The 21447-nt window shown below is 68.8% G+C and carries 21 protein-coding genes, 2 tRNA genes and 1 pseudogene; 8 read left to right on the top strand and 16 right to left on the bottom strand.

The annotated features are described in order from the left end of the window. Positions 1-7 precede the first annotated feature (7 nt). From ABD089_RS08775 to ABD089_RS08755, 5 genes and pseudogenes are all read right to left on the bottom strand, one after another. Positions 8-451 (bottom strand): annotated as a pseudogene (locus ABD089_RS08775) (CinA family protein); the annotation flags it as partial. After that, entirely contained in the window at positions 448-1056 is a 609-nt protein-coding gene (gene pgsA, locus ABD089_RS08770; protein WP_343885957.1) for a CDP-diacylglycerol--glycerol-3-phosphate 3-phosphatidyltransferase, read from the bottom strand. The gene pgsA and the pseudogene ABD089_RS08775, both read right to left, overlap by 4 nt. 64 nt (positions 1057-1120) lie before the next feature. Next, the gene (rimO, locus tag ABD089_RS08765) at positions 1121-2560 is read right to left on the bottom strand and encodes a 30S ribosomal protein S12 methylthiotransferase RimO (RefSeq protein WP_343885956.1); all 1440 of its coding nucleotides are present in this window, start codon (positions 2558-2560) and stop codon (positions 1121-1123) included. A gap of 145 nt (positions 2561-2705) precedes the next feature. Next, on the bottom strand, positions 2706-5210 hold the full coding sequence (locus tag ABD089_RS08760; RefSeq protein WP_343885955.1) for an FtsK/SpoIIIE family DNA translocase: 2505 nt from the start codon (positions 5208-5210) through the stop codon (positions 2706-2708). A 132-nt stretch (positions 5211-5342) separates the two neighbouring features. After that, positions 5343-6329, bottom strand: a complete 987-nt coding sequence (locus tag ABD089_RS08755) for a thiamine-phosphate kinase (protein ID WP_343885954.1) — start codon at positions 6327-6329, stop codon at positions 5343-5345. 53 nt (positions 6330-6382) lie between these two features. Here ABD089_RS08755 and ABD089_RS08750 point away from each other — a divergent pair, with 53 nt between their 5' ends. Then, positions 6383-6616 carry an Lrp/AsnC ligand binding domain-containing protein gene (locus tag ABD089_RS08750; protein ID WP_343885953.1) on the top strand — a complete coding sequence of 78 codons (234 nt, stop codon included), beginning with the start codon at positions 6383-6385 and terminating at the stop codon, positions 6614-6616. Positions 6617-6633: 17 nt separating this feature from the next. Here the strand turns inward: ABD089_RS08750 and ABD089_RS08745 are convergent, their stop codons facing one another. Both ABD089_RS08745 and ABD089_RS08740 read right to left on the bottom strand, forming a co-directional pair. Next, complete coding sequence (locus tag ABD089_RS08745) at positions 6634-7749, bottom strand: D-alanine--D-alanine ligase family protein (RefSeq protein ID WP_343885952.1); 1116 nt, start codon at positions 7747-7749, stop codon at positions 6634-6636. 7 nt (positions 7750-7756) lie between these two features. Continuing rightward, a complete protein-coding gene (locus ABD089_RS08740) occupies positions 7757-8536 on the bottom strand; it encodes a lysophospholipid acyltransferase family protein (protein WP_343885951.1) in 780 nt (259 codons plus the stop codon). 68 nt (positions 8537-8604) lie between these two features. Between ABD089_RS08740 and ABD089_RS08735 the strand changes: the two genes are divergently transcribed. Next, entirely contained in the window at positions 8605-8856 is a 252-nt protein-coding gene (locus ABD089_RS08735; RefSeq protein ID WP_343885950.1) for a hypothetical protein, read from the top strand. Between the two features lie 200 nt (positions 8857-9056). Here ABD089_RS08735 and ABD089_RS08730 read toward each other — a convergent pair whose 3' ends face one another. The 3 genes from ABD089_RS08730 to leuC all read right to left on the bottom strand — a co-directional run bounded on the left by ABD089_RS08730 (position 9057) and on the right by leuC (position 11619). Next, entirely contained in the window at positions 9057-9356 is a 300-nt protein-coding gene (locus ABD089_RS08730) for an HU family DNA-binding protein (protein WP_343885949.1), read from the bottom strand. A 218-nt stretch (positions 9357-9574) separates the two neighbouring features. After that, on the bottom strand, positions 9575-10183 hold the full coding sequence (gene leuD / locus ABD089_RS08725; RefSeq protein WP_343885947.1) for a 3-isopropylmalate dehydratase small subunit: 609 nt from the start codon (positions 10181-10183) through the stop codon (positions 9575-9577). Between the two features lie 11 nt (positions 10184-10194). Next, the gene (gene leuC, locus ABD089_RS08720; protein ID WP_343885946.1) at positions 10195-11619 is read right to left on the bottom strand and encodes a 3-isopropylmalate dehydratase large subunit; all 1425 of its coding nucleotides are present in this window, start codon (positions 11617-11619) and stop codon (positions 10195-10197) included. A gap of 113 nt (positions 11620-11732) precedes the next feature. Here leuC and ABD089_RS08715 point away from each other — a divergent pair, with 113 nt between their 5' ends. Further along, positions 11733-12458: an IclR family transcriptional regulator gene (locus tag ABD089_RS08715; RefSeq protein ID WP_343885945.1), complete on the top strand. Its 726-nt coding sequence runs from the start codon at positions 11733-11735 to the stop codon at positions 12456-12458. Positions 12459-12567: 109 nt separating this feature from the next. Here the strand turns inward: ABD089_RS08715 and ABD089_RS08710 are convergent. From ABD089_RS08710 to ABD089_RS08695, 4 genes are all read right to left on the bottom strand, one after another. After that, positions 12568-12643: transfer RNA gene (locus ABD089_RS08710), tRNA-Glu, on the bottom strand. A 66-nt stretch (positions 12644-12709) separates the two neighbouring features. Beyond that, positions 12710-12781 (bottom strand) — tRNA-Gln (locus ABD089_RS08705). 35 nt (positions 12782-12816) lie between these two features. Further along, positions 12817-13752, bottom strand: coding sequence for a CPBP family intramembrane glutamic endopeptidase (locus ABD089_RS08700; protein WP_343885944.1), 936 nt, complete (start codon positions 13750-13752; stop codon positions 12817-12819). After that, positions 13749-14576 (bottom strand): fumarylacetoacetate hydrolase family protein, encoded by an 828-nt coding sequence (locus tag ABD089_RS08695; RefSeq protein WP_343885943.1) that lies wholly within the window; start codon positions 14574-14576, stop codon positions 13749-13751. Before ABD089_RS08695 ends, ABD089_RS08700 begins: the two co-directional genes overlap by 4 nt. A gap of 44 nt (positions 14577-14620) precedes the next feature. Between ABD089_RS08695 and ABD089_RS08690 the strand changes: the two genes are divergently transcribed. The 4 genes from ABD089_RS08690 (at position 14621) to ABD089_RS08675 (ending at position 17445) form a co-directional block, all read left to right on the top strand. Further along, positions 14621-15901, top strand: coding sequence for a thymidine phosphorylase (locus ABD089_RS08690; protein ID WP_343885942.1), 1281 nt, complete (start codon positions 14621-14623; stop codon positions 15899-15901). Between the two features lie 152 nt (positions 15902-16053). Further along, on the top strand, positions 16054-16260 hold the full coding sequence (locus ABD089_RS08685) for a type II toxin-antitoxin system Y4mF family antitoxin (RefSeq protein ID WP_343885941.1): 207 nt from the start codon (positions 16054-16056) through the stop codon (positions 16258-16260). Then, complete coding sequence (locus ABD089_RS08680) at positions 16253-16717, top strand: HipA N-terminal domain-containing protein (protein WP_343885940.1); 465 nt, start codon at positions 16253-16255, stop codon at positions 16715-16717. Before ABD089_RS08685 ends, ABD089_RS08680 begins: the two co-directional genes overlap by 8 nt. After that, complete coding sequence (locus tag ABD089_RS08675) at positions 16714-17445, top strand: type II toxin-antitoxin system HipA family toxin (protein ID WP_343885939.1); 732 nt, start codon at positions 16714-16716, stop codon at positions 17443-17445. The genes ABD089_RS08680 and ABD089_RS08675 overlap by 4 nt, the downstream gene beginning before the upstream one ends. Before the next feature lie 44 nt (positions 17446-17489). Here the strand turns inward: ABD089_RS08675 and cimA are convergent, their stop codons facing one another. Together cimA and ABD089_RS08665 are read right to left on the bottom strand one after the other, a co-directional pair. Beyond that, positions 17490-19091: a citramalate synthase gene (cimA, locus tag ABD089_RS08670; RefSeq protein WP_343885938.1), complete on the bottom strand. Its 1602-nt coding sequence runs from the start codon at positions 19089-19091 to the stop codon at positions 17490-17492. Positions 19092-19195: 104 nt separating this feature from the next. Beyond that, positions 19196-20278, bottom strand: coding sequence for a branched-chain amino acid aminotransferase (locus ABD089_RS08665; RefSeq protein WP_343885937.1), 1083 nt, complete (start codon positions 20276-20278; stop codon positions 19196-19198). 76 nt (positions 20279-20354) lie between these two features. On the opposite strand from ABD089_RS08665, the gene ABD089_RS08660 reads away from it, so the two are divergent. After that, entirely contained in the window at positions 20355-21407 is a 1053-nt protein-coding gene (locus ABD089_RS08660; protein ID WP_343885936.1) for a 3-isopropylmalate dehydrogenase, read from the top strand. Positions 21408-21447: the final 40 nt, after the last annotated feature.

Here is a 21447-nt window from a genome sequence, read left to right as displayed (position 1 = left end):
ACACGAAGTCGATGCAGTTCGCAACACTCGCGCGCCGGACCTCGGCGCGGTCACCAAACAAGTTCAATCCTCGAACGGCCACGGCCTCCGGGCCAGCCACCGCGATCCAGACGGTGCCGGGGTCGGCACCGTCCTGGCTGCTCGGACCGGCCACTCCGGTGCAGGCCACCGCCCAGTCCGTGCCCAGCACGGCGCGAGCGCCGATTGCCATCTGCCGGGCGGTCTCGGCATTGATGACGCCATGCTGGGCGATCCAGCCGGCATCCACTCCGGCCAAGGAGTGCTTCAGATCACTGGCGTAGGTGACCAGACCGCCCCGGAAGACAGCCGATGCCCCCGGGACGTCGGTGATCGCGGCACAGACCATGCCGGCGGTCAGCGACTCGCAGGTGCCGATGGTCTGGTGGCGCTGCGCGAGCAGGTGGACGAGTTCTTCGGCCTGCTGGGTCACTTCGCCTCGCGGCCCTCGGCAGCCCAACGCGAAAGGGCCTCCCGGCGGAGTTTGGCAGCCTCACGCAGGTAGTCCAGGCCCGTCACCACCGTCAACACGAAGGCGGCGGCCATCAGTGCCCAAGCAATCCACTGGACCGGCGTCGGCAGGTGCGGCAGCCACAGCAGGTAGAGCACCAGCGCGAGTGCCTGCACGAAGGTCTTGAGCTTGCCTCCCCGGTTGGCGGCCATGATGCCGTACTTCATGATCGCCCAGCGCAGGATCGTGATGCCCCATTCGCGGACAAGGATGATGATCGTCACCCACCACTGCAGTTCCCCGAGGATCGACAGCCCGATGAAGGCCATTCCGGTCAGCGCCTTGTCGGCTATCGGGTCCCACAGCTTGCCGAAGTTGGTGACCAGGTTGTACTTGCGGGCGATCTTCCCGTCCACGAAGTCGGTGGCCATGGCGATGCAGAACACGACGGTGGTCCAGATGCGCCAATCCATCTCGTGCGGATGGCTCAGCAACATCCAGGCGAACACAGGCACCAGCACCATGCGCACGGCGGTGAGCACGTTGGGGACATTCCACTGGCTGGGGGTCGCGTCCTGGGCAGTCATCGTTCTCCTCGTCGCGGGGTGAGACCACCCTAGCCGCGTCGCACCGGCCGGTCGCGTGGCGCGCTCAGGCCCGCGCGACCAGGTCGACGCCGTCGCTGTGCGTGACCACCGCATCGACGAAGTCACCCACCGCGGCGTGCGAGCCGATCAGGGTGGTGCAGCCGTCGACCTCGGGGCCCTGGTGGGCAGCACGTCCAACGACCTCGCCACCTGCCACCGACTCGACCAGCACCCGCACCATGTCCCCCACGCGCTCCTCGGCGCGCTGGTCGCACAGCTCGGTGACCAGGTCGGTGACTTCCTGTCGGCGTGCCTCCACCTCGTCCTCGTCCAGGTGCCCGTCCAGCGTGGCGGCCTCAGTGCCTTCCTCGTCGGAGTACCCGAAGACGCCGGTGACGTCCAGGCTAGCGGCCATCAGGAAGTCCTTGAGCACCTGCACGTCCTGTTCGGTCTCGCCCGGGAAACCGACGATGACATTGGACCGGATGCCGGCCTGGGGTGCTGCGGCGCGCACCTGGTCGAGCAGGGCGAGGAAGCTGTCAGCGTCGCCGAAGCGACGCATCCGCCGCAGCAGGGGGCCCGACGCGTGCTGGAAGGACAGGTCGAAGTAGGGAACCACCTTGTCGGTGCCGATCATGGCGTCGATCAGGGAGGGACGCATCTCGGCCGGCTGCAGGTAGCTCACTCGGACCCAGTCCAGCCCGTCCACCGTCGCCAACTCGCCCAGCAGCTTTTCCAGCAGGCGCAGGTCACCCAGGTCCTTGCCGTAGGACGAGGAGTTCTCGCTGACCAGGAAGGCCTCCTTGACGCCCTGCGTGACCAGCCACTGGGCCTCGGCGACCACCTCGTCGATCGGACGGGAGAGGTAGCTGCCGCGGAAGGAGGGAATCGCGCAGAAGGCGCAGCGCCGGTCGCAGCCGGAGGCGAGCTTCAGCGGCGCGGACGGCGAGTGGTCCAGGCGCCTGCGCAGCACGCGCGGTCCGCTGGCCGGGGCGATTCCCGCTGGCAGCTCCGTGTGGTGCCCGGGGACGGACACCGAGGCCGCGGCTTCGCGGCGCTGCACGGGCGAGACGGGCAGCAGTGTGCGACGGTCGCGCGGGACGTGGGAAATCACCTTCTGGCCGTGAAGGATCGCGTTGAGGCGCTCGGAGATGTCAGCGTACTGGTCGAAGCCGAGCACGGCATCGGCCTCCGGCATCGTCTCGGCGAGTTCCCGGCCGTAGCGCTCGGCCATGCACCCGACGGCGACGACGGCCTTGACCTTGCCGTCCCCCTTCAAGTCGGCGGCGGCCATCAACGTGTCGACGGAGTCCTTCTTGGCCTGCTCGATGAAGCCGCAGGTGTTCACCATCACGGCGTCGGCCTGATCGGGTTCGTCGACCAGGCGGAAGCCGCCGGCCTCAAGCCGGGCGGCGAGTTCCTCGGAGTCGGTCTCGTTGCGGGCGCAACCCAGGCTGACGAGGTGGACGGAGGTCAGGTGGGTCTGCGTGGTGGTGTCGCTCATAGGCCTCCAGTATCGCTGACGGTCCCCCATCCACCCGCACGCGCCGGCGGCGGCATTCACCGGCTGCCCACAGGCCGACGACAACAAAGCAGTCGTCCACCCCCAGCCCTGGTGGGAGGCTCTCACCGGTGCCGGGCGTGTCGGCTCAGCCCTGGGCGAGGTTGACCAGCACCTCTTCGAGATCGTCCGGCTTGACCAGCACGTCGCGGGGCTTGGAACCCTCGGAGGGGCCGACGATTCCGCGGGTCTCCAGGATGTCCATCAGGCGTCCGGCCTTGGCGAAGCCGACTCGCAGCTTGCGCTGCAGCATCGAGGTCGAGCCGAGCTGGAGCTCGACCACCAGACGCGCTGCGTCCAGAACCAGCTCAAGGTCGTCGCCGATGTCCTCGGCCACCTTGGCGGGGCCCGCAGCGGCGGTGACGTCCTCGCGGTACTGCGGCTGCAGCTGCTCCTTGATGACGCTGACGACCTCACGGATCTCGTGCTCGGTCACCCACGATCCCTGCACGCGCACCGGCTTGCCGGCACCCATCGGGAGGAAGAGCCCGTCACCCTGTCCGACGAGCTTCTCGGCGCCCGGCTGGTCCAGGATGACGCGGGAGTCGGTCATCGATGAGGTGGCGAAGGCGAGCCGGGAGGGCACATTGGCCTTGATCAGGCCGGTCACGACGTCCGTGGACGGACGCTGGGTGGCGAGGATCAGGTGGATGCCCGCTGCACGGGCCAGCTGGGTGATCCGGACGATGGAGTCCTCGACGTCGCGCGGGGCGACCATCATCAGGTCGGCGAGCTCGTCGACGACCACCAACAGGTAGGGGTAGGGGGAGAGCTTGCGCTCGGATCCTTCGGGCAGCTTGACCTCGCCCGCACGCACGGCCTTGTTGAAGTCGTCGACGTGGCGGAAGCCGAAGGCAGCCAGGTCGTCGTAGCGCATGTCCATCTCCCGGCAGACCCACTGGAGGGCCTCGGCGGCCTTCTTGGGGTTGGTGATGATCGGGGTGACCAGGTGCGGTATCCCCTCGTAATTGGTGAGCTCCACGCGCTTGGGATCGACCAGCAGCATGCGCACCTCGTCCGGGGTGGAGCGCATCATGATCGAGGTGATCATCGAGTTCACGAATGACGACTTGCCCGAGCCGGTGGCACCGGCGACGAGCAGGTGGGGCATCTTCGCCATGTTGGCGATCACGAAGCCGCCCTCGACGTCCTTTCCCAAGCCGACGACCATCGGGTGGTGGTCGTTGCGGGCCTTCTTGGAGCGCAGGACGTCGCCCAGGCTGACGACCTCCTTGTCGAGGTTCGGGATCTCGATGCCGATCGCGGACTTGCCGGGGATCGGGGACAGGATGCGCACGTCCGGGGAGGCGACGGCGTAGGCGATGTTCTTGCTGAGCGCGGTGACCTTCTCCACCTTGACGGCATTGCCGAGCTCGACCTCGTAGCGGGTGACCGTCGGGCCACGGGTGTAGCCGGTGACCTGGGCATCGATCTCGAACTGGTTCAACACCTCGGTCAGTCGGGAGACCACGGCGTCCGAGGCCTCGGAACGTGCCTTGGGCACGGTGCCGGGCTTGAGCAGCTCGGAATCGGGCAGCGTGTACTGCACGTCCCCCGACAACTGGAGTTGCTCGACCCGCTGCGGGATCGGGGTGTGGACGGGCGCCTCGAGCGGCGCATGGGCCTCGACCCCGGGAGCCATACCCGCGGTGACCGGCTCCTTCGATCCAGCCTGAACAGTCTCCGGCAGAATGTCCTGGGTGGGTTCGACCGAGGCGCTCGTGAGCGCCCTCGGTTCCCACACCTCGACGTCGAAGACCTCGTCGTCGGCGTCTGCACCCTTGACGATCGGGGTGTCGTAGGCCTGGTCGACGCCGTAGGTGGTGATCTGGCGCGGACGCTGAGCGCGCCGCACCTGGGCGGCCTCCCGAGCGTCGGCGGCCCGGTCGGCGATCTCGAAGAGGGGGATGCCGATGATGACGACGATGCCGAACAGCATCAGCAGGACGAGCAGCGGCACGGCCACCCAGACCGTGAGCAGGTCGGCGAGGATGCTGGACGAGATGTAACCCAGCACGCCGCCGGCGCCGCGCAGCGCCTCCGGCTCACCGGGGCGCGGAAGCCCGTGGGCGATGTTGACCAGGCCGAGGACGCCGAGCAGCAGGGCGCCCCAACCGACGACCTGTCGGCCGCTCGCGCCATTGTTCTGGGGGCGACGCAGGGTGCGCCAGGCCATCCAGAAACAGGCCAACGGCAGCGCGTAGCTGAGCGAGCCGAAGATGGTGGAGACCCCGACGCGGATCACTCGTCCGCCCCATCCGGGCAGCATGAACCAGAAACCCGCCGCGATCAGGATGCCCAGCGCGATCAGCGCCAGCCCAGAGCCGTCACGCCGCAGTTCGGGCTCGAGGTCGCGGGCTCCCCCGCCGACGGCTCGGGCGCCGGAACCGACCAGGTGCGCGGTGCCGCGCCATGCACTGGCAATGCCCCGGAAGAGCGGATTCGGGCGCGGCGTTGCAGCCTGCGCAGCCTTGGATGAGCGGGTGGATGAATTCTTGTTGCTTCCGGACGACCGCGAACCACTGGACGCCCGACCATTGCTGGACGGGGCGTTGCCACGGGACCGCGGTGGGGAAGACGCGCGGGTCGCCATGGCCCACAGGGTAACTGATGCACCGGCCAGCCCCCAGCCTCGACGCGGGGTCGCGGCTGAAGATCAGCCAGACCCACAGCGCGTGCCTGGCTGGGCATGCCTGGCTGGGCGTGCCTGCAGGCGCTCAGCCACTCACCGCTGGGGAAAGTGGTCCCATCCGGCGGCACCATCCCAGACTCGCCCACCGACCAGCACGCCGGCGCGTTCCTGCTGGGCGGTCTCCCGCACGACGCCAAGCACCCTCCAGCCGTCAGGCACCCGGTCAGGATCGAAGGTGGCGGCCAGCGCGTGGTCCTCTCCCCCGGCCAGCACCATCGCGAGCGGGTCCTGACCGGTGGCCGCGGCGACGGCCTGCACCGGCTCGTCCACCGGTATGCGCTGCGGATCCAGGTCGATCATGACGCCGCTGGCTTGCGCGATGTGACCGAGGTCGGCCAGCAGTCCGTCGGAGACGTCAACCATGGCCCCCGCGCCGTGCTCAACGGCCTGCCGGCCGGCGCCGTAGGCCACCTGCGGGCAGCGTTGCGAGTCGACGGCCGCGCGCGGTGAGCGAAAGCCCCGTCCGAGCGCCACCAATCCCGCATGTGCCCAGCCGAGCCTGCCGCGGATCGCGACCACCTGTCCCGGGCGGGCGCCCGAACGGAGCACGGGCGCCAGAGCGTCGGTCTGGCCGGTCACGGTGACCGAGATGGTCACCTGGGCGGCGCGGGTGGTGTCGCCACCCACCAGGGCGATGCCTGCCGTGGCGGCCTCTTCGCGCAGACCGGTGCTGAACTCCCGGGCCCACTGCAGGGGCAGGTCGGCCGGCGCCCCGAAGGCGACGACCATGGCAACGGGCACGGCGCCCATCGCCTCCAGATCAGCGACGTTGACGGCCACGGCCTTGCGCCCGATCTCGTGCGCAGAGGACCAGTCCCGGCGGAAATGCACGCCCTCGACCAACAGGTCGGTGCTGGTCACCGCAGACCCATTGACCAGGTAGACCGCCGCATCGTCGCCCACGCCGACGGAGACGGCTGGGGGCCGCGGCAGGTCGCGGGTGATGAGGCTGATCAGCTCGAACTCCCCGGTCTCACCCACGGTGGGCCCGGCCGCGGTGCCGGCGGTGCTAGTTTCCATGGCACGAGGCTAGCGTGGCGGGCCCTACCGCCCGCACGAGCGGAGGAGTCGTGATGGTCAAGGGATACATCCTGGTGCAGACCGAGGTCGGTCGCTCGGGAGTGATCAGCCGGGCCCTGCGGTCGGTGCCCGGCGTGGTGGTCTGCGACGACGTCACGGGGCCCTACGACGTGATCGTGCAGGCCGAGTGCGAGTCGATGGACGCACTGGGCCAGCTCGTCGTGCAGGGCATCCAGTCAGTGCCGGGGATCACCCGCACGGTGACCTGCCCGGTCGTCAACCTCTGAGCCGCACGAGTACGAACTCAGCGCAGACCGGTGGGGCGCTCCAGCGCCAGCTGGACCAGGTCGTCCACCAGCGATGGGTAGTCGACGCCGGCCGCAGCCCACATCACCGGGAACATTGAGCTGGGCGTGAAGCCAGGCATCGTGTTGATCTCGTTGATGATGACCTCTCCGTCGGGCGTGACGAAGGAGTCAACCCGCGCCAGACCCTCGCAGCCAGCTGCCTCGAAGGCCAATGCCGCCACCTCGCGCACGCGGTCGCGCACCTGCGGGTCGAGTTCGGCCGGAGAGGTGAGCTGCACCGCGTCCCCATCGAGGTACTTGGCGTCGAAGTCGTAGAAGTCGTGCCCCTTGACGACCACGATCTCGCCGGTCTCGGAGACCCGCGGGGCGTCGGTGCCGTGGCCCTGGAGCACGCCGCATTCAATCTCGCGACCGGTGATGCCCTGCTCGACGATCACCTTCGGGTCATGGGTTCGGGCCTCCTCGACGGCCGCCCGCAGGCCCGCCGGATCTGTGACCCGCGTGATGCCGAAGGACGACCCAGCGCGGCAGGGCTTGACGAATACCGGGAACTCGAGGCCAGCCAGCCCCGCGAGGGCGGCCTCGGGATCACGACGCCAGGCCAAGTCGGTGATTACCCGATAGGGGCCGACCGGCAGCCCGGCGGACTCGAAGACGACCTTCATGTAGTGCTTGTCCATCATCACCGCACTGGAGAGCACGCCGCAGCCGACATAATGCAGATCGGCCAGTTCGAACAGGCCCTGAAGCGTGCCGTCCTCACCGAAGGGGCCGTGGACCAGCGGCATCACGACGTCGACCACGCCCAGTGCAGCGGGCGGCTGAGCAGGGTCCAGGACGACCAGACCGCTGTGGTCGCCACCCAGGGGCATCACGACCTGGCTGGTCGATCCGGTGACCTCGGGCCGCTGCCCGGCGGTCAGGCGCAGGGGTTCGGGGTCGTCTGCGACGAGCACCCACTGGCCTTGGCGGGTGATCCCGATCGGGACCACGTCGTACTTCGTCCGATCGATCGCCTGCAGCACGCTCGCTGCGGTGGAGCAGGAGACCGCATGCTCCTCGGAACGTCCGCCGAAGACAACGGCGACGCGAATGCGTCCGGGCTGGTTCATCCGTTCCTCACTTCCCGTCGGCCGCGGGGGCCTCGCCGAGCGTGACCGGGCCGCGGGGCAGCCGAACACCCTTGCGGATGTCGTGGCGCTCCTCCGGGGCGACCTCGCCGCGCAGTTCCTCCAGCAGGTCGGTGATGGCCCGCATCATCCGCTCCCCGGCGATCTTGACCGCGAGGCGCTGGTTGTCCAGGTCATAGAGGTCGGAGAGGTCAACCGGGTCCCCGGCGATGACCGACAGGGTCTTGCGCGGGAAGAAACGCGGCAGGTGCAGCTTCTTGCCGGGGATGATGTGGTTCGCGCCCCAGCTGGCGACGGGGATGACCGGGACGCGGGAGGCGAGCGCGAGACGCGCGGCACCGGAGTGTGGGGTCATCGGCCATTCGTCCGGGTCGGCCGTGATGGTTCCCTCGGGATAGAGGACGACGAGTTCACCCGCGGCCAATGCGTCTTCCGCGGCCTTGAGTGCCTGGCCGGCATTGCGAGTGTTGCGCTCGACGGGGATCTGGTTGCAGGCCTTCGCGAAGTAGCCAACCACTGGCGCCTTCCAGATGTCCGACTTGCCCAGGAAGCGCGGCCAGCGACCGGAGTGGATCAGGTACTCCCCCAGCGCAACCGGGTCATAGTTGGAGATGTGGTTCGCCACCACCAGGGCACCACCGGTTGCCGGCACCCGGTCCTGGTTGCGCCAGTCGAGGCGGCACAGTGCCCGGTCGACGCCATGGACGACCGCACCGAGGAAGCGGTAAGCAGGTTCGCCATCGCTCTTGACGACGGTGCGCTGTGACATGTGTGCTCCTCGGGTGTTCGATGCTGCCCCACGAGACTAGTGGACGGCCACTCGCTAGCATCCACGACATGCTGCCCGACCAGAGCGCCCGCGACCTCGTTCCCGTCACCACGACCGGGGACGAGCCGATGACTGCCCTCACGGACGCCGGAGTCAGGGTGCCGGTCGCGTCGGCGGTGCTCAGCGCACAGTCATTGGCAGCCAAGGGGTTCGCCGCCCTGCACCCGGGCCAACGGGTGCTGGCCCGAATCCACGATGGCGCGGTGACAGAACTGGCCCCCATTTCCGTTGACCTGATGGTGCACCAGAAGAATGCATGAGTGGGCTTGGCCTCGTTGGGCATAAATCGAGTGCCCCAACGGAGCAACGGATTCAGCCGGGGTTCAGGAATTCCACCACTGGACAATTCTTCAACCCTCCCGAAAAGATCACGGCCCGGATACCTCGGGGGTATCCGGGCCGAGACCTGTTCATGGGGACTTGTCCACGCCGACCACGCCGGGGGGGCGGCGTATTCAGGTCACTTGGTCTTGGCGTCAGCGGCAGCCTGCACGCGGTTCTTGAGGTCGGTGCCGGGACGGAACCTGGGCAGGTCCATCGCGTCGGCCTGCTTGCGCTCCCCCGTGCGCGGATTGCGTACGACTCGGGCCTCGCGGTGCAACACCTCGAAGACGCCGAAACCGGTGATGGAGACCTTGCCGGTCTGCGCAACCTCGGTCGAGATGGTGTCTACGACGGCGTTCAGTGCACGCGTGGCGTTGGCCTTGTTCCCCTCGAAATGCTGCTTGGCCAGCGCATCGATCAGCTCTGCCTTGTTCAACGTAGTGCCTTTCTGTTTCTCGGCCCCGCGCCGAGTACGCCATCGCACTGTGCAGTGGCGCGGTTGCCAAGGTAGGCAAACAATTTCGTTGAATCCATCCGGAACCCTCACTTGGCGATGTTGTTCAGGAAAGTGAAAGCGTCCGCCTCCCAGCATGGGAAAGCGGACGCCGAGTCGAACACGGCCCCTCGAAAGCAATCGAGACGCCGGAACAACCGTCAGTCGGCGGTGCGGACGGGCAGCGAAGCCGGCTTGAAGGAGGGGCGGGTCGACTCATAGGCGGTGATGTCGGCCTCGTGCTGCAGTGTCGAGCCGATGTCGTCCAGGCCCTCTAGCAGGCGGGCGCGAGTGTGGTCGTCGATCTCGAAGTCGTGGCTGGTGCCGTCGGCCGTGGTGATGGTCCGCGACTCGAGGTCCACCGTGACCGGCTGGCCAGGGTTGGCGTCCTCTGCGCTCCAGAGCTTCTCGACGACCTCTTGGGGCACACGGGCCACCAGCAGGCCGGCCTTGCCGGCGTTGGACCGGAAGATGTCGCCGAAGCGCGACCCGATGACGACCTTGAAGCCGTAGTTCTGCAACGCCCACACGGCATGCTCTCGTGACGACCCGGTGCCGAAGTCGGGGCCGGCCACCAGGATCGAGCCGGACTTCCAGGGTTCGCGGTTCAGCACGAACTCGGGGTCATTGCGCCAGGCCGAGAACAGGCCGTCCTCGAAACCCGTCCGCGTGATGCGCTTCAGGTAGACCGCGGGGATGATCTGGTCGGTGTCGACGTTCGAGCGGCGCAGCGGGACGGCGACGCCGGTATGGCTTGCGAACTTGTCCATGTCAGTGCCTCTCAGGCGTTCGTGGTCGAGTTGGTGGCGGCCAGGTCAGCGGGGGCGCTGAGGTGACCGGTGATGGCGGTGGCGGCGGCAACAGCCGGGCTGACCAGGTGGGTACGGCCACCCTTGCCCTGTCGTCCCTCGAAGTTGCGGTTCGAGGTGGACGCACTGCGCTCACCGGGGGCCAACTGGTCCGGGTTCATGCCCAGACACATCGAGCACCCTGCGGCGCGCCACTCGGCACCCGCATCGAGGAAGACCTGGTGCAGACCCTCGGCCTCTGCTTCCAGGCGCACCCGCGCCGAGCCGGGGACGACGAGCATCCGGACGCCCTCGGCGACCTTGTTGCCCTTCAGCACGCTGGCCGCCAGGCGCAGGTCCTCGATGCGCCCATTGGTGCACGAACCCAAAAAGACGGTGTCGACGCCCACCTCGCGCATGGGGGTACCGGCCTGCAGGGCCATGTACTCCAGCGCGCGCTCAGCGGCGGCCTTCTCGACCGGGTCGGAGAAGTCGTCCGGGCTGGGGACGCGGGCACCCAGCGGTACGCCCTGACCGGGGTTGGTGCCCCAGGTGACGAAGGGGGTCAGCGTGGACGCGTCCAGGGTGACGACCTCATCGAAGGTGGCATCGTCATCGGTGCGCAGCGTCCGCCAGTACTCGACGGCCGCGGCCCACTCGGCGCCCTCGGGGGCGTGCGGGCGCCCCTGCAGATAGGCGAAGGTGGTCTCATCGGGAGCAACCATTCCGGCCTTGGCGCCCCACTCGATCGACATATTGCAGATCGTCATGCGGCCCTCCATCGACATCTTCTCGATGGCCTCGCCGCGGTACTCGACGATGTAGCCCTGGCCGCCACCAGTGCCGACCTTCGCGATCAGCGCGAGCACGACGTCCTTGGGGGTGACGCCCTCGGGCAGGGAGCCGTTGATCTCGACAGCCATCGTTTTCGGCTTGGCCTGCGGCAGCGTCTGGGTGGCGAGCACATGCTCGACCTCGCTGGTGCCGATGCCGAAGGCCAGGGCACCGAAGGCACCGTGGGTTGCGGTGTGGGAGTCACCACAGACGATCGTCATGCCGGGCTGGGTGATGCCCAGCTGCGGGCCGATGATGTGCACGACGCCCTGGTCCTTGTCACCGAGGGAGTGGATGCGGACGCCGAACTCGGCGGCGTTCTTGCGCAGGGTGTCCACCTGGGTGCGCGAGACCGGATCGGCGATCGGCTTGTCGATGTCGAGGGTGGGAGTGTTGTGGTCCTCGGTCGCCAGCGTCAGGTCAGGGCGGCGCAGTTGGCGACCGGCCAAGCGCAGGCCGTCGAAGGCCTGGGGGCTGGTGACCTCGTGGACCAGGTGCAGGTCGATGTAGAGCAGGTCCGGCTCGCCCGGTGCGCTACGGACGACGTGCGCATCCCAGACCTTCTCGCTGAGCGTCTTGCCCATGTGGCTCCCCTTCGTGGCGTTGATCCCCCGCGTCCGCGAGGCGGCGCGGAGGCCGCGCCAATGGGTCCAGTATGCCACTGGAATATCAGATTGCGAGACGCTAGTCTTGCCCTATGGACGACTCTTCGGGTGTTGGTGTTCTCGACAAGGCCGCGCTGGTGCTGACCGCACTGGAGTCAGGGCCCACCACGCTGGCCGGTCTCGTGACCGCCACCGGGCTGGCCCGCCCCACGGCCCACCGCCTGGCCGTGGCACTCGAGCACCATCGACTCGTGGGCCGCGACCTGCAGGGGCGTTTCGTGCTGGGGCCCCGCCTGACCGAGCTGGCCAGCGCCGCCGGCGAGGACCGCCTGCTGGCCACCGCCGGACCCATTCTCGCGCGTCTTCGCGACATCACGGGCGAGTCCGCGCAATTGTTCCGGCGCCAGGGCGACATCCGCGTCTGCGCGGCCGCCGCCGAGCGTCCGAGCGGGCTGCGTGACACCATCCCGATCGGCACCCAGCTGACGATGACGGCCGGGTCCGCCGCGCAGGTGCTGCTGGCCTGGGACGAGCCGGAACGGCTGCAGCGCGGGTTGAACTCGTCGTCCTTCTCGGCGGTGGCCCTGGCTGGCGTTCGTCGTCTTGGCTGGGCGCAGAGCGTCGGCGAGCGCGAGGCGGGCGTCGCATCGGTGTCGGCCCCGGTCCGCTCTCCATCCGGCAAGGTGATCGCCGCCCTCAGCGTCTCGGGCCCGATCGAGCGCCTCACCCGCCAGCCCGGACGACTGCACGCGCCAGCCGTGATGGCCGCCGCCGAGCGCCTCTCCGAGGTGTTGCGCCGCTCCGGCGCCAACGACTGAACCTTCCGACTGGGCTGACCCCGGTGCCGGGAGACCGGCGCCAGGGGGCACCTCAAACGGGCAAATGCACCAAGACCCGGATCCTGGAGAGGATCCGGGTCTTTGGTACTGGTAGCCCCGACGGGATTCGAACCCGCGCTACTGCCTTGAGAGGGCAGCGTGCTAGGCCGCTACACAACGGGGCCCTAGCGTGCTCTTGCGAGCGAGGAGAGTCTAGCGAAACATGCCCTGACGAGCAATTTGACCCTCAGCAGGGGTACTAGGACTCGAACCTAGACTAACTGAACCAGAATCAGTCGGGCTGCCAATTACCCTATACCCCTTGGTTGGCTGCCCCGAGGGGCAACGACGTGGAACTCTACCCGATCGAGGCCCGTGATTCCAAACCGGGGGTTCGGGTGGCCAGGTTCATGCGTCCGGCAAGCCACCACGCGATGGCGGCGAAGAGCGCGAAGCCGAACAGGTCACTGGCTGCATTGCCCCAGCCGATGACCTGCGTGGTGCGTGCCGTGGCGATGCCGCCGAAGAAGGCCGCCCAGCCGAAGGCGAAGAGATTGTTGGCCACGTGGCAACCGATCCCGGCCTCCAGCCCCCCCGTCCGCAGCACCAGCCAGCCGGCCAGCAGACCGAAGCCCAGCCGGTCCAGGAAGAGCGGCAGGTTCTGCGTCCCGTGCATCAACGCGAAGATCAGCGCGGACGCGACCACCCCCGCCCAGCGGTTGCGGGCAAGCGCCCCGAAGGACTGCAGCAGGAAGCCACGGAAGAAGACCTCCTCGGCGGCGGCCTGGAATGGCGAGGTGAGCAGCACCAGCAGCAGCCAGCCCCAGACATTGGCCTGTGGATCGGGCTGCCAAGGTGTCCCGATCCGTCCGACCAGCAGCACGGCGTTCAGTAGCACCGCCGCGATGACGAAACAGGCCAGCAGGTAGCGCCAGCGCACGCCGGGCTGCACGCTGGCCAGCCACTTGGGGTGCCGTCCGGCGATCCAGCGGGTCACCAGAATCGCGATCGGGATCAGCAGCGCCAGCGCCAGGTGGCTCGCGAACATGCCGATCGGATGCTCGAAGCGCAGCGCCTCGGCGGTGTAGGAGGCCAGCGTCGACGGACGTCCCACTGCGTACCACCCGAGCGCAATCACCAGCTGGGCGACCAACGGCACGACGACGAAGTAGCCCGCCAGACCCATGAGCGCACCCACCATGGAGCTCGCCGGCTGTGCGTCGGGCCCGGTCGTGACCTGCGCGTAGTCGACGCCAGCGGGCGGGTCGAGCGTGGAGACGGGGGTCAGACTCACTCCGCGTCCTCGTCCTCGTCCTCGTCCTCGTCCACGACAGTGTTGGTCAGGTCGCCGATGCCCTCGACCGTGACGGTGACGCGCTGGCCGGGCTCCATCGAGCCGACGCCGGCCGGGGTGCCGGTGAGGATGACATCGCCGGGCAGCAGGGTGGTGAAGGAGCTGATGTGGCTGACGAGTTCGGCGATGCCGCGCACCATCTGGCCGGTGTTGCCCTGCTGGCGCAGTTCACCGTCGACGGCGGTGGTGATGTCGAGCTTGGCGGCGTCGTCGAGGCTGAGGTGGGTGACGATCCACGGGCCGAGCGGGCAGAAGGAGTCGGCGCCCTTGGCGCGAGACCACTGCCCGTCGGTGGCCTGCAGGTCGCGGGCGGTGACGTCGTTGGCGACGGTGTAGCCAAAGATGACCTCAGCGACACGTTCGGCGGGCACCTGCTTGCAGATGCGTCCGATGACGACCGCCAGCTCACCCTCGTGGTGCAGGTCCTTGCAGGCCGACGGACGCACGATCGGGTCGTAGGGCCCGACCACCGAGGTATTGGGCTTGAGGAAGATCAGCGGAGTGGTGGGCACCTCATTGCCCATCTCTGCGGCGTGCGCGGCGAAGTTGCGACCGACGCCGACGACCTTGGAGCGGGGGATGACGGGCGCCAGCAACCGGACGTCGTCCAGCGCCAGACGTTCCCCGGTGTAGTTGACTGGGCCGGCCAGGGGGTCACCACTGATCGTCGCGATCGTGTCGGGGTTGTCTCCCCCGTCGGCGGCCAGTTCCACGATGCCGAAGCGGGGTTCGGCGCCATCGGGGGCAAATCGAGCGATACGCATGGGGCCCACAGTATCGGCGCCCCCGCACTGGAATACTCGTCGCCATGGCCAAGACCTTTTCCGCAGTCGAGTTGATCCGCACCAAGCGTGACGGTGGTGAGCTGGACGACCATCAGATCCGCTGGCTGATCAACGCCTACACCGACGGGATGGTCGCCGACGAACAGATGTCCGCGATGGCGATGGCCGTCCTCTTCCGCGGCCTGGACGACCGTGAGCTCGCCACCTGGACCCAGTCGATGATCGACACCGGCGAGCGGCTGGACTTCTCGTCGCTCTCGCGTCCGACCTCCGACAAGCACTCGACCGGCGGGGTGGGCGACAAGATCACCCTGCCGCTGGCGCCGCTGGTGGCCGCCTGTGGGGTCGCGGTCCCCCAGCTGTCCGGACGGGGATTGGGCCACACCGGCGGCACCCTGGACAAGATGGAGTCGATCCCCGGCTGGCGCGCGATGCTGTCGAACGACGAGATGATGCGCCAGCTCGAGGAGGTCGGCGCAGTGATCTGCGCCGCTGGCGACGGTCTGGCCCGCGCGGACAAGAAGCTCTACGCGCTGCGCGACGTCACCGGCACCGTGGAGGCGATCCCGCTGATCGCCAGTTCCATCATGAGCAAGAAGATCGCCGAGGGCACCGGATCGCTGGTGCTGGACGTCAAGGTGGGCTCGGGTGCCTTCATGAAGAACCGTGAGGACGCGACCGAACTGGCCCGTCGCATGGTGGCGCTGGGCAAGGCGGCCGACGTGAACACCGTTGCGCTGCTCACCGACATGGACACCCCGCTGGGACTGACCGCCGGCAATGCGCTGGAGGTCACCGAGTCGGTGGAGGTGCTGGCCGGTGGCGGCCCCGCCGACGTCGTCGAGCTGACCTTGGCCCTGGCTCGCGAGATGCTGCAGGCAGCCGGCTCGGACGTCGACCCCGCCGAGGCCCTGGCCGACGGCCGCGCGATGGACACCTGGAAGGCGATGGTCCGTGCCCAGGGCGGCGACCCGGACGCGACCCTGCCCGTCGCGAAGCACACCGACGACGTCGTTGCCGAGACCGATGGCGTTCTGACCCGCCTTGATGCGATGGCGGTGGGCGTCGCGGCCTGGCGTCTCGGCGCGGGACGCGCGCGCAAGGAGGATGCGGTGCAGGCCGGAGCCGGCGTGGTGATGCACGCCAAGCCGGGCGACCGCATGACCAAGGGCCAGACCCTGATGACCCTGCACACCGACACCCCCGAAGCCTTCGAACGGGCGCGCGAGGCGCTGGGCGGCGGCTACGAGGTGGGCGACCAGGCAGTCGAGCGCCAGCCGCTGCTGATCGACCGTATCAGCTGACCGGCACGATCGCGCCGGTTCGTTCGGGACGATGAGGCCAGACTCCCCTACCGACTGCGTAGCGGCACGATCTTTCCGATTGGCTTTGATTCGCGCTTCCGGGGCGCGCACAATGATCCCGACCGGCACGAACGTGCCGTTGGGAGGTGGTCATGGACGAACTGGGTGAGCAGCTGCGGCTGCGCCGCCGTGAGCTGGGTCTGTCTCAGGCTGACCTCGCCGACCTCGCCGACGTCTCCGAACGCACCGTCCGCGCCCTGGAACAGGGCAAGCACACGGCACGGCTCGACGTGCTGACCAAGGTGCTCGAGACCTTGGGGTTGCGGCTGGTCGCCACCTTGCGTGAGCGCCATGGCTGACCATCAGGACGTCCGTGGGGCCACCCGGGCCACCGTGTTCAAGGCCGGGACGCCTGCCGCGACCCTGACCCGACAGCACGACCGGACCCGCTTCGAGTACCTGGACGACTATGACGGCCCGCCGGTGGCGACGACCCTGCCGCGCGACGCGGCCCCAGTGGAGGCGCCCGCCGGGGCGGTGCCGCCCTTCTTCGCCGGGCTGTTGCCAGCGGGGCGGCGCCTGACGGCCCTGCGCCAAGCAGTCAAGACCTCCGCCGACGACGAACTCAGCCTGTTGCTGGCCGTCGGGGGCGACACGATCGGGGACGTCACCCTCGCGCCCCAGGGGCAGGAACCCGTCACGCCAGAGCCCTTGGTGAGCTCCGGCGTCCTGCGCTTCGCCGACCTGCTGACCTCGGCCGGGGTGGTCGACCGGGTGGGCCTGCCGGGGTGCAGGAAAAGGCGTCCGGGGCGATGATCTCGCTGCCCGTGCGGCTGGACGGGGTGCGGGCGATCATCAAGCTGGATCCGCCGGAGTACCCGGGGGCGGTCGAGAACGAGGACTACTTGCTGCGTCTCGCGCGTCGGCTGCCCGTCCCCGTGGCGCGGGCGGAGCTTGTCCGCGACGTCGAGGGACGGGCCGGTCTGGTGGTGGAACGCTTCGACCGCGTCCTGGACGCCGACGCAGGTGTGGCCAGGCTGGCCGTGGAGGACGCCTGCCAGCTGCTCGGCCGATACCCGGCCGACAAGTATGCGGTGAGCTCCGAGGAGGTGGCCGGCGCCGGCGCGGACGCCTGCCCAGCCCGGATGGTTGCCGCGCGCGGTGCCTTCGTCCTGTTCGCCTTCGCCTGGCTGACGGGCAATGGCGACCTGCACGCCAAGAACCTGTCCGTGCTGCAGCACCCAGACGGTGAGTGGCGACTGGCGCCCGCCCATGACCTGCCCTCCACGCTCCCCTACGGCGACCACACGATGGCGCTGGTTCTGGCCGGGCGACGGGAGAACCTGACGCGCACAGCCTTCCGCACCTTCGGCGGAACCCTGGGCCTGCCTTCGCGCGCCGTCGAACGGGCGCTCGACCAGGTGCTGACGGCGACCAGCCCGCTGCTGGACGACCTGCGCGACGGCGCCTTGCCGTTGACGCGCAATGCCACCGAACGGCTGGTGCGCCAATTGTCTCGGCGCCGCCGCGACCTCGAGGGCTGACCATCCCAGGCCCTCGAGAAACGGGGCCTGTGAGGACGGGGCACTCAGCTGCGGCCGAAGTCCTTCACCAAGCCGTAGAGGTAGGCGTCGGTGAGCGCCTCCCAACTGGACTCGATGACATTCGTCCCGACGCCGACGGTCGTCCAGGTTCGCTCCCCGTCGGAGAAGTCGATCAGCGTGCGGGTGATCGCGTCCGTGCTGGCACCGGTCTCCAGGATTCGCACCCGGTAGTCGATCAGCCGGAAACCCTTCACCTGCGGGTAGCTGGCGGCCAAGGCGCGGGTCAGGGCGTTGTCCAGCGCGTCGACCGGGCCATTGCCCTCGCCGGCGGTGGAGTGGGTCTCCCCCGCGGCGACCAGCCGGACGGTGGCCTCGCTGGTGGTGTCGTTGGCCTCGGCCATGCCGACGCGGTGCTCGGTGCTGGCGCGCCAGCTGGTGATCTCGAAGGGGAACTCCAGGATGCCGAGCTGGTCGCGCACCAGCAGCTCGAAGCTTGCATCGGCTGCCTCGTAGGAGTAGCCGAGCGCCTCGCGCGCCTTGACCGCGTCGGTGACCTGGGCGGCAACCTCCCGGTCATCGAGGTCGAGGCCCAACTGCTCGCCCTTGATCTGGATGTTCGCCCGTCCCGACATGTCGGAGATCAACATCCGCATCCCATTGCCCACCAGCGCCGGGTCGACGTGCTGGTAGAGGTTCGGGTCGACGCGGATGGCCGAGGCGTGCAGCCCGGCCTTGTGCGCGAAGGAGGAGTGGCCGACATAGGGCTGCCGGGCGTGCGGCGCCTGGTTGGTGATGTCGGCGATCGCGAGCGCCACATGGCTCAGCGAGGCCAGTTGCTCGTCGCTGACCAACGGCCAGCCGTACTTGAGCTGCAGGTTCGGGATGACCGAGGTGAGGTCGGCGTTGCCGGTGCGCTCGCCGTAGCCGTTCATCGTCCCCTGCACCTGGCTGACGCCCGCCTCGACCGCGGCGATCGAGTTCGCGACCGCGCAACCGGTGTCGTTGTGGCAGTGGATGCCCAGTTCGACGCCCATCTCGGCGGCGGACGAGACGATGTCGGCCATCTGGCTGGGCAGCATCCCGCCGTTGGTGTCACACAGCACGACGACCTCGGCGCCGGCGTCCGCGGCGGTGCGGACGACCGAGAGGGCATAGTCGCGGTTGGAGCGGTAGCCGTCGAAGAAGTGCTCGCAGTCGACGAAGACGTGCTTGCCCAGCCCGACCAGGTGGGTGACGGTGTCGTGCACCATCGCCAGGTTCTCCTCCAGCGTGGTGCGCAGCGCGTCGGTGACGTGACGGTCGTGGCTCTTCGCGACGATGCAGATGTACTTGGTGCCGGCATCGACCAGCGCCTGGGTCAGCGCATCGGAGGCAGCACTGCCGCCGGCCTTGCGGGTCGAGCCGAAGGCGACCAAGCGGGCGTTGTCGAGATCCAGCTCGGTCTTCGCCGCCTCGAAGAAGGCGGTGTCGTTGGGGTTGGCACCCGGCCAGCCGCCCTCGATGAAGGCGACACCCAGACCGTCCAGCAACCGCGCGATGCGCAGCTTGTCGGCCACCGACAGCCGCAGCCCCTCCTGCTGCGCACCGTCGCGCAGGGTGGTGTCGAAGATCTGGAAGTGCTCGGGGGCCAGCGGCTGGGTGGTCATGGGGGTACTACGCCTCCGATTCGGGGTGGGTCGCCGACAGTGTGCGCGATCCCACGCGCCAAGACCGTTGGTCCCAGCCCGTGGACAAATCGCTCAGTCCCCGGTCAGCAGACCCTGCGGGTCCACCCGTGGGTGTCCTCGAGCCGTCCGTACTGGATGTCGAGCAGCGCGTCGCGGATCTTGAGGCTGGCCGGCTCGGCGACCTCGGGCAGCACGACCTCCTCCTCCGCGTCCTTGAAGGAGCGGATGGGGGTGATGACCGCGGCGGTGCCGCAGGCGAAGGCCTCCACGATCGTCCCGTCCTGGATGCCCTTGAAGACCTCGGCCAGTTCCAGCCGGCGCTCGACGGGGATCAGGCCCAGTTCGGGCGCCAACTGCAGGATGGAGTCGCGGGTGACGCCGGCCAGGATCGAGCCGGACAGTTCGGGGGTGACGAGCTCGCCCGCGGAGGTGACGACGAACAGGTTCATGCCGCCCAGTTCCTCGATCCAGCGCTGCTCGGCGGCGTCCAGGAAGAGCACCTGGTTGCAGCCGTTCGCGTAGGCCTCCTTGGTGGCCTCCAGGGAGGCGGCGTAGTTGCCGCCGCACTTGGCGGCTCCGGTGCCCCCGATGCCGGCGCGGGAGGAGGAGGTGGTGACCCAGATGGAGACGGCGGCGACGCCGCCCTTGAAGTAGCCACCCACCGGGGAGGCGATCACCCAGAAGCCGGCGGTCTGCGCCGGACGGACGCCGAGGAAGGTCTCGTGGGCGATCATGAACGGACGCAGATAGAGGCTCTGCTCGGGCAGGCCGGGAACCCAGCGGGCGTCGGTGCGCACCAGCGCCTCCACCGCCGCCAGGAAGTCCTCCTCCGACAGTTCCGGGAGCGCCAGCCGATGCGCCGAGGCGGCGAAGCGTCGGGCATTCATCTCGGGACGGAAGAGCCACACCGAACCGTCCGCGTGCTTGTAGGCCTTGAGGCCCTCGAAGATCTCCTGCGCATAGTGCAGCACGGCGCTTGCCGGGTCCATCGGGATCGGCCCGTAGGGCACGACGGCCCCATCGCTCCAGCCCTCGCCGGCCGACCAGGTGGCCCGGGCCATGTGGTCGGTGAAGTAGTCGCCGAAGCCCGGGTCGACGGAGATCTCGGCGATGCGCTCCTCGGGGGTCCAGGTCGGGTTTTGCGGGGCGGAGAAGTCAAGGGCCATGGCCCGAAAACTACCCCAGCCCCCGCGCGGTGAGACCCACGGCCCACCTCGTGACCGCCCCACTAGGGTCTGGGCCATGACTTCACAGACCCCCACCCTCGCCGTCATCGGTGGCGATGGCATCGGCCCCGAGGTGACCGCCGAGGCACTCAAGGTGCTCAAGGCTGCGACGGGCGAGGACGCCTTCACCTTCGTGGACTACGACCTGGGCGCGGAGCGTTGGTTGCGCACCGGCGAGGTGCTGCCCGATTCCGTGCTGGAGGAACTGAAGGGCGTGGACGCGATCGTGCTGGGCGCGGTTGGCGCGGCGCCGGGTTCGACGGAGATCCCCAGCGGCCTGCTGGAACGGGGACTGCTGCTCAAGCTGCGCTTCGCGCTCGACCAGGCGGTGAACCTGCGTCCGTCCAAGTACTTCCCCGGTACCGCCACTCCGCTGTCGTCCGAGGTCGTCAACCGCGGACCGATCGACTTCGTGGTCGTCCGTGAGGGCACCGAGGGCCTGTACTGCGGCAATGGCGGCGCGGTGCGCGTCGGCACCCCGCAGGAGATCGCCACCGAGGTGAGCGTCAACACCGCCTTCGGGGTCGAACGGGTCGTCCGCGACGCCTTCACCCGCGCCATGGCGCGGCGCCAGAAGCTCACCCTGGTGCACAAGCACAACGTCCTGGTGAATGCGGGCGGCCTGTGGCGGCGCATCGTCGAGGAGGTCGGCGCGGAGTTCCCCGGGGTCACCACCGACTATCTGCACATCGACGCGGCGACCATCATGCTGGTCGCCGATCCGCAGCGCTTCGACGTCATCGTCACCGACAACCTGTTCGGTGACATCCTCACCGACGAGGCCGGCGCGATCACCGGCGGCATAGGCCTCGCCGCCAGCGCCAACATCAACGTGAGCGGCGAGTTCCCGTCCATGTTCGAGCCGGTCCACGGTTCTGCCCCCGACATCGCCGGGCAGCAGAAGGCCGACCCGACCGCCGCCATCTCGTCGATGGCCCTGCTGCTCGACCACCTCGGACGTCCGGAGGATGCTCGCCGGATCGAGCAGGCCGTCAGCGCGGACGTCGCCGAGCGCACCGGTGCTCGGCGCACCAGCGAGGTCGGCGACGCCATCGCGTCGCGGCTGTGACCCTCAGCCCGTAACTGCCGGGGCAACCCCGGAAAGGGGA

It is taken from the genome of Luteococcus sanguinis (assembly GCF_039527675.1).
GTDB lineage: Bacteria > Actinomycetota > Actinomycetes > Propionibacteriales > Propionibacteriaceae > Luteococcus > Luteococcus sanguinis.
This window is presented reverse-complemented; position numbering and strand designations above follow the sequence as displayed.

Excerpts from the sequence above, each read along its gene's own strand:
- pgsA (WP_343885957.1), bottom strand. The coding sequence starts at position 1,056 with ATGACTGCCCAGGACGCGACCCCCAGCCAGTGGAATGTCCCCAACGTG.
- rimO (WP_343885956.1), bottom strand. The coding sequence starts at position 2,560 with ATGAGCGACACCACCACGCAGACCCACCTGACCTCCGTCCACCTCGTC.
- ABD089_RS08760 (WP_343885955.1), bottom strand. The coding sequence starts at position 5,210 with ATGGCGACCCGCGCGTCTTCCCCACCGCGGTCCCGTGGCAACGCCCCG.
- ABD089_RS08755 (WP_343885954.1), bottom strand. The coding sequence starts at position 6,329 with ATGGAAACTAGCACCGCCGGCACCGCGGCCGGGCCCACCGTGGGTGAG.
- ABD089_RS08750 (WP_343885953.1), top strand. The coding sequence starts at position 6,383 with ATGGTCAAGGGATACATCCTGGTGCAGACCGAGGTCGGTCGCTCGGGA.
- ABD089_RS08745 (WP_343885952.1), bottom strand. The coding sequence starts at position 7,749 with ATGAACCAGCCCGGACGCATTCGCGTCGCCGTTGTCTTCGGCGGACGT.
- ABD089_RS08740 (WP_343885951.1), bottom strand. The coding sequence starts at position 8,536 with ATGTCACAGCGCACCGTCGTCAAGAGCGATGGCGAACCTGCTTACCGC.
- ABD089_RS08735 (WP_343885950.1), top strand. The coding sequence starts at position 8,605 with ATGCTGCCCGACCAGAGCGCCCGCGACCTCGTTCCCGTCACCACGACC.
- leuD (WP_343885947.1), bottom strand. The coding sequence starts at position 10,183 with ATGGACAAGTTCGCAAGCCATACCGGCGTCGCCGTCCCGCTGCGCCGC.
- leuC (WP_343885946.1), bottom strand. The coding sequence starts at position 11,619 with ATGGGCAAGACGCTCAGCGAGAAGGTCTGGGATGCGCACGTCGTCCGT.
- ABD089_RS08715 (WP_343885945.1), top strand. The coding sequence starts at position 11,733 with ATGGACGACTCTTCGGGTGTTGGTGTTCTCGACAAGGCCGCGCTGGTG.
- ABD089_RS08695 (WP_343885943.1), bottom strand. The coding sequence starts at position 14,576 with ATGCGTATCGCTCGATTTGCCCCCGATGGCGCCGAACCCCGCTTCGGC.
- ABD089_RS08690 (WP_343885942.1), top strand. The coding sequence starts at position 14,621 with ATGGCCAAGACCTTTTCCGCAGTCGAGTTGATCCGCACCAAGCGTGAC.
- ABD089_RS08685 (WP_343885941.1), top strand. The coding sequence starts at position 16,054 with ATGGACGAACTGGGTGAGCAGCTGCGGCTGCGCCGCCGTGAGCTGGGT.
- ABD089_RS08680 (WP_343885940.1), top strand. The coding sequence starts at position 16,253 with ATGGCTGACCATCAGGACGTCCGTGGGGCCACCCGGGCCACCGTGTTC.
- ABD089_RS08675 (WP_343885939.1), top strand. The coding sequence starts at position 16,714 with ATGATCTCGCTGCCCGTGCGGCTGGACGGGGTGCGGGCGATCATCAAG.
- cimA (WP_343885938.1), bottom strand. The coding sequence starts at position 19,091 with ATGACCACCCAGCCGCTGGCCCCCGAGCACTTCCAGATCTTCGACACC.
- ABD089_RS08665 (WP_343885937.1), bottom strand. The coding sequence starts at position 20,278 with ATGGCCCTTGACTTCTCCGCCCCGCAAAACCCGACCTGGACCCCCGAG.
- ABD089_RS08660 (WP_343885936.1), top strand. The coding sequence starts at position 20,355 with ATGACTTCACAGACCCCCACCCTCGCCGTCATCGGTGGCGATGGCATC.